Genomic DNA, 11,405 nt, shown 5'->3' with positions numbered 1-11,405 from the left:
TGCAGGTGCTGTGGCTCTTCCTTCTGTGTCACCGGACGCGTTTGGGCTTAAGCCCCCGGGCCTCCCATCTGCCAGATTGCGGGCAAATGGGAGGCGCCGGTTTCCCCGCAGCCTGGGGTTTGCTGTTAGTAAGCTTCGAACTCTGCGATCTGGGCAGCGGGCCAGCCGGTGTTGCCGGTGACTGTTACCTGGAGGAAGCGGTACTGGGTGTTCGCCGGCAAGTCGATGCTGACAGCATTGTTGTTCAAGGCCGGTTCGAACACATAGTCAGCCGACGGGATGATGGTCGTGTAAGTGACTCCGTCGTTGCTTGCGAGAAGTTCGAAGGTCTGGGTGCGGCCGCCCCATGCGCTGTTTGTCTTGAGGACTGCCCTCGAGACCTGTACTGCTTCTTCGAGGTCCACGGACAGTGACTGTGGGAAGGCGTTGCTGGCGCTTTCCCAATACGTGTCGGGGTTGGAATCAGTTGCGCCTCCAGCCGTGCAGCAGCTGTTTTCGCTGGTTGCTGTGGCTGGTCGGTAGGCGGCGAGGTTTCCGTCGGTGCCTTGGGGGAGGCCCTTGAGGTAGGACTGGTAGCGGCCGGCAGGGGACCCGTCGGAAATGGTCAGGGCTCCGCTTTTCTCCCCGCCTTTGGTGGGTGCGAAGGAAACTGAAGCGGTGCAGGAGTCTCCGGCTGCCAGTTCAGTGCCGCACGTGTCGGTGATGTTGAAGGTTCCGGTTGCAGTGATGGATGCGATGGGCTGGGCAGTTGTGCCGTCGTTAGTGATGGTGACGATCTGCGGCTCACTGGTGGTGCCCAGTACTTGGCGGCTGAATTCCAGGTTCACCGCGCTCAGCTTCAGTGGTCCGGGGGCAGGGTAGCCGCAGCTGGTTTCGGACCAGCCTGCGTTTTTCTTCTCATCTGTGAGGGTGAAGCCGGAATTGCAGTCGTAGATCCCTGTTGCTCCGAGCCCTGTGGCTGTTGTGCCGCGGACTATTGCGGCCCCGGAGGTATTCAGCTGGAAGGCGAAGGTCCCGGTCTTATTGATGGTGTTGTTGTCGAAGGTGACGCCGGTGATGGGGTTCCCGTAGAAGTGGATGGCTTCGTAGGAGCTGTCGGTGATGGTGTTGTTCCGGACATTGACGGTTCCGGACATGGCCCCGTCGCCGGCCCAAAACCATAGTGCGCCATTGCCGATGTGTGAGAACAGGTCCAGGGATCCGGTCCGGAGCAGTTCGTTACCTTCGACCGTGGTGGTGCCCGCGAGGGGGACGGCGCCAAATCTGTTGGCGATCTGGATGCCGCCGCCTTGGGTGAGGGTGTCCGTCACGAGGTTCTTGGTGACCTTGATGTCGCTGCCGCCGTAGATAGCGATGTTGTTCGCCAGTACTGGTACTTTCACGGTGTTGCGGCTGAAGGTGTTGTTCACGTCTGCGTGATTTTGCGACCACATGGCCAGCCCATCGTCGCCAGTGTTTCGGATATAGGAATCTGTGACGGATGAGTTGGTGACGCCCTGATGGAAATTCACGCCATCGGCGGTCTGGTCCAGAATGCGGAGCCGGGACATCTGCAGGTTGGTGAACGGCCCTGTGACCCAGACGCCGACTTTGGTGTGCTGCATCCAGATGTTGTCGACCGTGGAGTCGGCCAGCGCGCCGCCTATGGCATTGAGCGCGGCATTGTCGTCCCGGTTTTTGACTTCACCGAAAATGGCGAAGTCCGAAAGGTGCACGTTGGCGCTGGGGGTTGGAGCGTATTTCCCGTAGACGCCGACGCCGTCGCCGTGGAGCATGCTGTACCAGGGACCCGCCCCTTTAACGGTGACGTTGTCAACGATCAGGTGGCGGGTGACCGTGAAGGTTCCTTCCGGTATCCACAGTGTCCGGCCGGTCCCTGAGGCTGCGTCAATGGCTGCCTGGATCGCGTCAGAGGAATCCCGTTTTCCGGTCGGGTCGGCGCCGTAGTCAAGGACTGAGAGTGAGTTCTCCGGGGCTGCCGAGGGTCCTGCGACGTTCTCGAAGTCTGCGACGTCGATGACGTACCAGGGTGCGTTGTCCGCTTCGCCGACCTGCAGCCTGACCTTCGTTCCCGCCGGAAGGGTTGACCCGAACATGATGCGGCTGTCGTCATACATGTGCCGGCGGCCACCGTCCGCCGGGTTGTTTGTCCAGGGGAACTGGCCGTAGAACCATGAGTATCGCGAGGTGAGGGTCAGCGACGTTGTGGGCTTACCGTTGATGTGGACTCCCAGGGTGGCATCCAGGCCGTGGCCGTCGGCAGAGTCGGGAATGCTGTACCGCAGGTTCAGGGCATTGGCTGCCTTCTCCAATGTAAATTCCACAAACTGTCCGCTGCCCTCGAGCCTGACCGCGCTACGGCCGACGGACTCCGCCGCGATCGTGCCGTATGCACGGTCCGGGCCAATGACCGTCCCGTTCGTAGCCGCCCCTTCGGCCTGGTATTCCATGAAGGGAACGTTGGCGCCAGCCCCCTGGACGCCTTCCTGGCTGGTTTGTCCTTTGCCCTGGGCCAGGGCGGGCTGCACCCCGGTTTGGGCTGTACCGGCTGCCAGGAGGGCTGTAAGCAGCGCTGCAGGCACCGCCTTGCGCATGTTCCACGTCATCGTAGTTTCTCCTTGTGATGGGCTGACCGGATCCTTTGAAGCCCCGCAAATCAGCAAATAAGACGGCCGGGAATTCACAGCGGCCGAAGTACATTTAACGTTATACCTGAATGCCGGGCCAGCGGTCAACGTCTTTTGGTGCGTGACGTTTACTGCCGCAGCAAGATTTGTTTGGTCTTATGCCTAAATGGGCTTGGAGCAGTGAAATGTGACCATTAGCCCCGCGGCCAGGGCGGGTTTTTGTCAGGCCGGCTTCAAATTCCGTACGGATTTGCGTTCGACGAGCTCCACGTCAAGAATCGTCTCACCGGGCTGGTCCCTTTTGCTCTGCAGGCGTTGGAGGAGCAGATCGACCGCGGTCGCGGCTTTTCTATTCAGGTCCTGGGTGATGGTTGTCAGCGGGGGTCGGGACGTGGCCGCTATTTCCAGATTGTCGAACCCGACAACGGAAAGATCATCCGGGACTGTGCCTCCCAGCGAGTGAATGCCGTCCATGATGCCCACAGCAAACTGATCGGCCGTAGCGAAGACCGCCGTAACCTCGGGGTGTTCCCTGCGAAGCTTCGTTCCTGCTTCCACGCCGTTTGAGTAGCTGACCGCATGCGAGAGCAGTGTCACTGGGTCGCCCGTGATTCCGGCCTCCCGGAGCGCCTCCAGGTATCCTTCGTAACGCTCCCGGTCCACTCCGCGTTCGGACTTATGTGTGCCTACGAACGCGATGCTCCGGTGACCGTTTTGAATCAAATGGTGCGTGGCCAGATAACCTCCCCGGCGATCGTCAAGGCGCACGTTCATGAAGTCGCCGTGGGCCGCATAGCTTTCCAGCACAACCAGGGGCGTATCGAAACTGGCTCGCATCTGCTGGATTTCACTGTCAAGAAAGCCGATGAAGATGGCGCCGTCAAGGTTCCAGGAGCGCAGGGTTCCCGAGACTCCTTCCGCCGCGGAGACGCCGCGAAGGAGCAGGTAGTAGCCCTTTTCCCTCAGTAGCCGTTCGATGACACCAATCACCGCCACGTTATGTGTACTGAGGAAGATGCCTTCGTCCTTGGTGGCGGGAAGCAGGACGCCAACCAGCCGGGAGGACTTGGCAACGAGACTTCGGGCGGTAGCGCTGGGAACATAATCCAGTCTCCGCGCTATCTCCGTAACCGTCTCAACGGTGCTCTTGGAAACCTTGTCATACTTCCCGTTGATCACGTTCGATACCGTCATCACCGTTACCCCGGCCTCTTTGGCAATGTCCTTGAGCGTCGTCATCACCTGCACCCCCTCTTCCATGCCGCGTGAACAGCTTCCATCCTAGATCTTCCCTTCCGCCAAGTGTCCGGTTCAGCAGCCACAGCCCGCTCCGGAATAGCTGAAAAATATCCTTGACACGCCACCCTAGTTTATCGCTATACTAAATTCAGGTTTAGCGCTCAACTAGATCCTATACGAAGACGACGAACAAGGAGGTTCATGATGAAACTCGCACGGGCAATTGGCTTAATTGGGGCGGCGGCCCTTCTCCTGACCGGGTGCGGCACAGGAAGCAGCGGCGGCACGGTGGTGGACAAGGCCCCATCGGGACTGCCGGTTCAGGGCGAAACCCTGAAGTACGATCCGAACAAGCTCGTCAATGGCGGCAAGCCGATCGAATTGGAGTGGTGGCTGTGGGACGGGCAGGACAAGTTCCAGGCGTTCGCCGATTCCTACCAGAAGCTTCACCCCAACGTAACCATCAAGACCGTAAACCAGCCGTGGGAGGCATACTGGACCAAGCTTCCCCTGCAGCTTCAGTCAAAGAAGGGTCCGGCACTCTTCAACATCCACAACTCCTTTGATGAAACGCTGGACCCTTATCTTGCGCCCTACGACATCGAGGCCAAGGACCTTGAGGCCGACTACAGCGGGGCAGCGGGACACGTCGTGGACGACAAGGTCAAATATGTTGACTTTGGCATGATGACCGGCCTCATCTGGTACAACAAGGCAATGTGGGCTGAGGCCGGACTCACCGAACAGGACACCCCGAAGACCTGGGATGAGTTCCGGGACGTTGCCGAGAAGCTGACCAAACGCGATGGCGAGACGATCAAGCAGGCCGGCTTCAACTTCAACAGTGCGTACAACAGCCTCGGCTTCCTGCAGTATCAAAAGGGCTACAACGTAACATCTGCAGATGCCAAGACGCCCGCCGTGGACAACCCGGGGACCTTGGAGAACATGCAGTACTTCCTGGATCTCTACAACAAAGACAAAGTGGGGTCCAAGGACTTCGGTCCGAAGGCGGTCGATAGCTTCGGCCAGGGCCAAAGCGCGATGATCTACGAGTGGGGGCATCTGCGCGGCACGCTCGCGAAGAACTACCCCGGGATTGACTACGGCACCTTTCAAACCCCGATCCCTGATGCCGGACAGACGCCGTATGCCTTTGACCGGTACAACGGGGAATCCACCCCTGGAATCAACAACGGGGCAAGTGAAGACCAGCAGGCTGTGGCCCAGGACTTCATGAAATTCTTCCTGACCGACAAGACCGATATGAAGAACCTGGTGCTGAACTACTCACTTGCTCCGGCGTACAAGCCGCTGGAGGGCGACGCTGAGATCTCCGCCAACCCCGTCGTGAAGGCCATGGGTTCCCTGGACCGTTACATCTGGCCCGGGCCGATGCCGGCAACCTTCGAGACCAGTATCACGAAGGCATGGCAGGACGTTATCTACAACGGTGTGGCCCCGGAGACCGCTATTGCGGGAGCGCAGACCGCCATCGCCGCTGACCTGGCAAAGACAGACTTCACGTCAGCAGAGCCCACCTACGCACACTACGCTCCAAATCCCCGGTAGCGGGCTGACCAGATTGAAGGGAGTGGTGGTCCCCGCCAGGTCGGGGACCACCAGCCAACCATGACACTTTCCTTACGCCCCCGCGTTTCAAAGGCACCGCCAGGTGGCACGCCTGGAATATCCACCCGCCGGCGCGTCCGCACCTACCCCGGGGAACGCGCCCTCCGCAATACGGTCATCATCATCGTCGCCGGTTCGTTGCTGTTGCTCACCGCATACCCGATCGGCTTGGCCTTTGTAGGCTCCTTCCACTACTGGAACCCGCTCAACGGGGCCTTTGACTTCGTCGGGCTGGAAAACTACACGACCCTTCTTTCATCCCCGGACTTCTGGGGTTCGATGATCCGCACAGGGTTCTTCTCCGCCGTCGTCATCTTCTTTCGCGTCGCACTCGGACTGGCCATCGCCGTCGCAATTTTTTCCCAACTGACCCGCGGGAAGGCGTTCTTCCGCACCATCTTTTACATGCCGACAGTCACACCCCTGGTGGCGGTGGCTTACGTGTGGCAGATGATGTACAACCCGCAAACCGGAGCGATCAACACCTTTTTAGGGCTGGACCTGAACTGGCTCTACGACCCGCAGCTGGCGCTTCCCTCCATCATGGCAATGACCATCTGGAAGGACTTCGGCTACGCCGTCATCCTGTTCCTGGCCGGCCTCCACTCCGTGCCGGAGGATGCCCTGGAGGCAGCCTCCGTGGACGGGGCCGGCGCCTGGCAGCGGTTCTGGCGGATCACCTTTCCGCTGCTTGCCCCGATGACCGTTTTTGTGGTCATTACCTCTATCATTTCCTACCTGCAGGCGTTCGTTCAGGTCCTGGTGCTCACGAAGGGCGGCCCGGGCACTGCCACGCAGCTGATCTCCTACCTCATCTACGACAAGGCTTTCGTGAAGTACGACTTCGGCTACGCCTCGGCAGCTGCCTTCGTCCTGCTGATCGTCACTGCCCTGCTCACACTCATCTCCTTCCGGCTCTCGGTGGGCCGGAAGAACTCTCTGGAAGGGTAGATCATGCGTACCCGCATCGCCTCGGGCCTCCTTACCGCGGTCCTGGCCATCCTTGGCCTGGCAACTGTCTTCCCGTTTGTATGGATGGTGCTGTCCGCTTTCAAGTCCAACAAAGAGATCAACGCACCCGAGCAGACCTTCCTGCCCGCCTCATGGACGCTGGAAAACTTTCTGGCTATTGAAGAAAAGTTTGATTTCATCCGCCTGTTTGGCAACTCCGTCTTCCTGGCAGTCGTCATCACCGCGATCGCCATATATACCTCTGCCCTGGCCGGTTTTGTGATCGCCAAGTACCAATTCCGCGGCCGTGGCCTGCTGTTCGGGTTTACGGTCGGCACCATGATGATTCCTTGGGCCGTGACCATCATTCCCCGCTACACCATGTTTGTTGACGCAGGGCTGCAGGACAACTACCTGTCTCTCATCATCCCCGCCGCCATCAGCGGATTCGGCATCTTCATGATGAGGCAAAACATGCACGCCGTCCCGGACGAGGTACTGGAAGCGGCCCGAATCGATGGCGCATCGGAAATCCGTATCTTTCACCGGATCGTCCTGCCAATGTCTGTCAACTCCATCGCGGCCCTGGCCATCTTCCAGTTCCTCTGGGTATGGGACGACTACCTCTGGCCCTACCTGATGATCAGCGACAACGCGAACCAGGTCCTCGCCGTCGGACTCACCACGTTCGCCGGGCAGTACGGAACCGACTACGGCGGACTCTTCGCGGCCACCACAATCTCCGTCCTGCCGGTGATCGTTGTCTACATCTTGTTCCAGCGGCGATTCGTCGCCGGCGTCGCCAGCGCAGCCGTGAAATAGCCCGCACGTCGTTCCCTCCACCATTCCAGGAAAGATCATGACCCTAACTACCCCCCAGCTGCGGCTGGACTCCGCCGCCCTGTCCGAGCATCTCCGACTCGAGACCGCGCCCGTTCCGTCACTTGCCCAGACAGTCCTCGGTGCCAGGTACAGATTCACCGTCCTGACCTCACGGATGATCCGGATGGAATACAGCAGCACCGGGATCTTCGAAGACAGGCCTTCCCAGCTGGCCCTGAACAGGAACTTCGACACCCCTTCCTTCCGCGTTCTGGACGATGACCATCACCTGCAGATCATCACAGAGCACCTGCATCTGAGCTACAACAAGGAACCCTTCTCGCCTAACGGTCTCACCGTTCAGGTCAAAGGCAACCTCAGCGCTTACCACAGCCTGTGGAGATACTCCGAAGCCGGCGAAAACCTCGGCGGCACGGCCCGCACCCTCGACGAAGCGGACGGAGCCATCGCCCTCGAGGCCGGGCTGATGTCCCGCAATGGCTACTCCACTCTTGACGACAGCGCCTCGCTGCTGATTGAGGACAATGGCTGGTTTGCTCCAAGAACACCCGAAAGTACCGACCTGTACTTCTTCGGATACGGCCGGGACTACCGCGGCTGCCTCCAGGATTTCTACCGCCTCTCCGGCCGCACCCCGCTGCTGCCAAGGTTTACCCTCGGAAATTGGTGGAGCCGTTACCACCAGTACACTGCCGAGGGATACAAGGCACTGATCGAACGCTTCGCGGCCGAGGGCATCCCCTTCTCCGTGGCAGTCCTGGACATGGACTGGCACCTGGTGGATATCGACCCCAAATACGGCAGCGGATGGACTGGCTACACCTGGAACCAGGACCTCTTTCCCGACCCGGACGAGTTCATAGTATGGCTGCACCACAACGGCCTCCGGCTGACACTCAACGTCCACCCCGCAGAAGGCCTTCGCGCCCATGAGGATGCCTACGCCGCCGTCGCCCGGGACCTTGGCATCGATCCGGCCACCGAGGATCCTGTTCTCTTCGACGTCACCGATCCGGCTTTCCTCGCCGCCTATTTCGAACACATCCACCACCCCCTGGAACGGAGTGGCGTTGACTTCTGGTGGCTGGACTGGCAATCAGGCAGCCACTCAAAGATTTCAGGGATGGACCCCCTCTGGATCCTGAACCACCTGCATTTCCTGGACAGCGGAAAGGAAGGAAAGAAGCCACTGACGTTCTCCCGGTACGCCGGACCGGGAAGCCACCGATACCCCATCGGCTTCTCCGGGGACACCATCGTCACGTGGGAATCCTTGGACTTCCAGCCCTACTTCACTGCCACCGCCTCAAATATCGGCTACGGCTGGTGGAGCCACGACATCGGCGGGCACATGGGCGGGTATAAAGACGACGAACTCGCCGTCCGCTGGACCCAATTCGGCGTTTTCTCGCCCGTCATGCGCCTGCACAGCAGCTCCAGCCCCTTCACGGGTAAAGAGCCCTGGAAATACCCGGCAGCAGCTGCGGAAATCATGACCGACTTCCTCCGGCTGCGACACCGCCTGGTCCCGTACCTGCACACCATGAACCACCGGGCCAGCCATCAGGGCCTGCCACTGATCGAGCCGATGTACTATCAGTATCCCGAAGAACAAGCCGCTTACAGCGTGCCCAATCAGTACCTCTTCGGCACAGAGATGATCGCTGCACCCATCACCACCCCTTCAGACCCCAAACTCCACCTTGGCCGGGCAAAGGCATGGTTGCCGGAAGGGACCTGGATTGACCTCTTCACAGGACTTATCTATCAGGGTGATCGAAGCATTTACCTTTACCGCCCAATGCATCAAATCCCTGTGCTGGCCAAAGCAGGAGCAATAGTCCCGCTCACCCACCACACCGAAATCGAAAACGGGACGCCGAACCCGCACAAACTCGAAATCCGCATCTTCGCCGGAGCCTCCGGAACATTTGACCTTATCGAAGATAACGACGACGCCCACAGCACTCCAGCGCGGACACCCATGCGCCTTGACTGGAACACTGGCACATTCACGGTAGGACCAGCCACAGGGGACCTCGCCCACATCCCGGCCACCCGAAACTTCGATCTGACCTTTATTGGATTTGAAGCCGCGATGGCTTTCGAGGCCACAACAGGGGGAGAAGAACTGAGGGCCGCCAGTACGTACAACGCCGAAACCAACACGACCACCATCAGGGTAGGCGACATCCCGGTGACCTCCGGGCTGACCATCAGGGTCGACAGCGGAATGAGAATGGGCCGCAACGATGCCGTCAGGCGGATCTTTGAAAGGCTCGCTGACGCGCAAATCGACTTCGCCACGAAGGAAAGCATCTTTGCCAAAGTCAGTTCCGCCCGAAAAATCCCGGTCCTTGTCAGCGACCTGCAATCCATGGACCTCCAACCAAATCTCCTGGGCTCCATTCTCGAACTGTTGCTAGCCGACGCCGTGGACTAACCGAAATCGCAGACAGATTGACCGGCCAGAAGCCCGGCAGGCTTCTGGCCGGTTTCGAAGATCAGGCCACCGAAGACGTAGCTCTGCCTGAGCAGGGGCGCCAAACGAAGCTGGTGTGCAAAGCGCATCGCAGCAACTACGAAGGAAGCATCAATGAGCAGAGCAGGAGCAACCGAGGTAGCCACCCCTGATTTCCAAGAGCCCGGGATGCTGGAAGTGAACGTCAAAAGTGCTGCAGAACTGGACCGGGCCTTGGAAGAAGCCATCGATCAAACCATGAAAGCCGCAGTCCATCACGGTACCGGGATAATGGTCACCCGCATCGGGACCGGCCGCTACATCGTTCGTGCCCACCCAACGGTCCCCTACGGACTCGTCCGCCAAGACCACGCGTAAAACACCGCCCGGCCTGCGCTGGATCGGGGAACCGAGGTTGGGGGAACGACGCCTGTGGGCGATTAACTCGCCGCGCACCTCCAGTGCGTCTGGGAACCTGCCAACATCCTCAAGTCCGCCGCCCCGGTGCGCACATCGGGACGGCGGACCAGGCAGCCGTACCGAAGAGAAGCGCAGGCGCACGCCATTCTCCGAAGGATGACGATGCGACTGCACTCCTTACTTTGACGCCCCTTGTGGTGCGGCCGGAGTTTCCACCCGCCGCTGGGAGTCGTTCTGCGAAAGCCGGGCGCGTCGGCGTGAGTCGGCCCGCAGTCCGAGGAATGCGGCGAGTGCAATAGCGGTGGGCACCGTCAGCACGGCGAAAATCGACTGTAGCGTGAAACCCAGGGCGATGAGTATCCCTCCCGTAGCACCGCTGAGCATGCCGCCCACCCGGCCCCAGACGAGTGCTGTGCCAGTACCTGTTGCACGGGCCTCAGCTGGATATGCGACGGCGGTCACCGCGCCCGTTATCGCCGGAAGCGACGCGATCCCCATACCAGCCAGCAGCATGACGACCATCAGGGTCGGCGTATCGAAGCTGCCAAATGCTATGACGCAGAAACCGGTGATTGCCAGAACCGCGGCGAAGGCGCCCGTGTAGAACCGATTGAACCGCTTGAGGACGAACGAGAAGAGCACCACCCCGATGATGCCGCCCCACCCCACCATGGCTACGACCAGTCCACTCTCTGCGGTGGTCAGGCCCGGGCCCGGTTCAGGCTGCTGGAGAAGAATCGGAGCATATTGGAGCACCAGCTGCAAGATGCCCTGCGAGACAAGGGTGAGCACCCAGATCAGCAAGGTGGAGATCACGAGCATCTTTGAGAACACAACCGCGAATACATTCTGGCGTGCGGCCTTTTCCGACGTGAAGACGGTCCTGTCCACATTGTCGGCGTCCGCTGCGATGACAGAAAGCGCGCGCTCCAACTTGGCGGCGGGCCGCCCTTGCTTGATCAGGATGGCGGGCGGCTCCGGTACGAAGGCTGCGTAGAAGGGAATGATCAGAAGCGGAACCAGTCCGGCCACGACGACCATCGTCTGCCAGCCGAACGACGGGATGAGGGCGGCGGCCAGGTAAGCGCCCACAATGGAGCCACCCGAGCCGCCAAGGAAAGTGAGAGCAACCATTTGGGCGCGGCGGGCGGCGGGAACCCAGTCAGCGACCATCGTCATCGAGACGGGCATGACGACCCCGAGGCCCACGCAGGCGAGGAGCCGCAGTGCGA

General features: G+C 60.2%; 8 protein-coding genes. 5 read left to right on the top strand and 3 right to left on the bottom strand.

The window, feature by feature from the left end; translation table 11 throughout:
- Positions 1-125 precede the first annotated feature (125 nt).
- Together DBR22_RS09615 and DBR22_RS09610 are read right to left on the bottom strand one after the other, a co-directional pair.
- Positions 126-2,606 carry a discoidin domain-containing protein gene (locus tag DBR22_RS09615; protein ID WP_108598829.1) on the bottom strand — a complete coding sequence of 827 codons (2,481 nt, stop codon included), beginning with the start codon at positions 2,604-2,606 and terminating at the stop codon, positions 126-128.
- A 243-nt stretch (positions 2,607-2,849) separates the two neighbouring features.
- Positions 2,850-3,887, bottom strand: coding sequence for a LacI family DNA-binding transcriptional regulator (locus tag DBR22_RS09610; protein ID WP_108598828.1), 1,038 nt, complete (start codon positions 3,885-3,887; stop codon positions 2,850-2,852).
- Positions 3,888-4,067: 180 nt separating this feature from the next.
- Between DBR22_RS09610 and DBR22_RS09605 the strand changes: the two genes are divergently transcribed.
- The 5 genes from DBR22_RS09605 to DBR22_RS09585 all read left to right on the top strand — a co-directional run bounded on the left by DBR22_RS09605 (position 4,068) and on the right by DBR22_RS09585 (position 10,131).
- The gene (locus tag DBR22_RS09605; RefSeq protein WP_108598827.1) at positions 4,068-5,438 is read left to right on the top strand and encodes an ABC transporter substrate-binding protein; all 1,371 of its coding nucleotides are present in this window, start codon (positions 4,068-4,070) and stop codon (positions 5,436-5,438) included.
- Between the two features lie 60 nt (positions 5,439-5,498).
- On the top strand, positions 5,499-6,449 hold the full coding sequence (locus tag DBR22_RS09600) for a carbohydrate ABC transporter permease (protein WP_108598826.1): 951 nt from the start codon (positions 5,499-5,501) through the stop codon (positions 6,447-6,449).
- Between the two features lie 3 nt (positions 6,450-6,452).
- The gene (locus DBR22_RS09595; RefSeq protein ID WP_108598825.1) at positions 6,453-7,271 is read left to right on the top strand and encodes a carbohydrate ABC transporter permease; all 819 of its coding nucleotides are present in this window, start codon (positions 6,453-6,455) and stop codon (positions 7,269-7,271) included.
- A 37-nt stretch (positions 7,272-7,308) separates the two neighbouring features.
- On the top strand, positions 7,309-9,735 hold the full coding sequence (locus DBR22_RS09590) for a glycoside hydrolase family 31 protein (RefSeq protein WP_219928100.1): 2,427 nt from the start codon (positions 7,309-7,311) through the stop codon (positions 9,733-9,735).
- A gap of 153 nt (positions 9,736-9,888) precedes the next feature.
- Positions 9,889-10,131: a hypothetical protein gene (locus DBR22_RS09585; RefSeq protein WP_108598824.1), complete on the top strand. Its 243-nt coding sequence runs from the start codon at positions 9,889-9,891 to the stop codon at positions 10,129-10,131.
- Between the two features lie 219 nt (positions 10,132-10,350).
- On the opposite strand, the gene DBR22_RS09580 is transcribed toward DBR22_RS09585, so the two are convergent.
- On the bottom strand, positions 10,351-11,405 hold a 1,055-nt coding region (locus tag DBR22_RS09580), incomplete at its 5' end, for an MFS transporter (protein WP_108598823.1).

The sequence above is a fragment of the Arthrobacter sp. HMWF013 genome (assembly GCF_003061105.1).
Taxonomy (GTDB): Bacteria; Actinomycetota; Actinomycetes; order Actinomycetales; family Micrococcaceae; genus Arthrobacter.
This window is presented reverse-complemented; position numbering and strand designations above follow the sequence as displayed.

Coding starts and splice junctions, on each gene's coding strand:
- DBR22_RS09615 (WP_108598829.1), bottom strand. CDS start 2,606: ATGACGTGGAACATGCGCAAGGCGGTGCCTGCAGCGCTGCTTACAGCC.
- DBR22_RS09610 (WP_108598828.1), bottom strand. CDS start 3,887: ATGGAAGAGGGGGTGCAGGTGATGACGACGCTCAAGGACATTGCCAAA.
- DBR22_RS09605 (WP_108598827.1), top strand. CDS start 4,068: ATGATGAAACTCGCACGGGCAATTGGCTTAATTGGGGCGGCGGCCCTT.
- DBR22_RS09600 (WP_108598826.1), top strand. CDS start 5,499: ATGACACTTTCCTTACGCCCCCGCGTTTCAAAGGCACCGCCAGGTGGC.
- DBR22_RS09595 (WP_108598825.1), top strand. CDS start 6,453: ATGCGTACCCGCATCGCCTCGGGCCTCCTTACCGCGGTCCTGGCCATC.
- DBR22_RS09590 (WP_219928100.1), top strand. CDS start 7,309: ATGACCCTAACTACCCCCCAGCTGCGGCTGGACTCCGCCGCCCTGTCC.
- DBR22_RS09585 (WP_108598824.1), top strand. CDS start 9,889: ATGAGCAGAGCAGGAGCAACCGAGGTAGCCACCCCTGATTTCCAAGAG.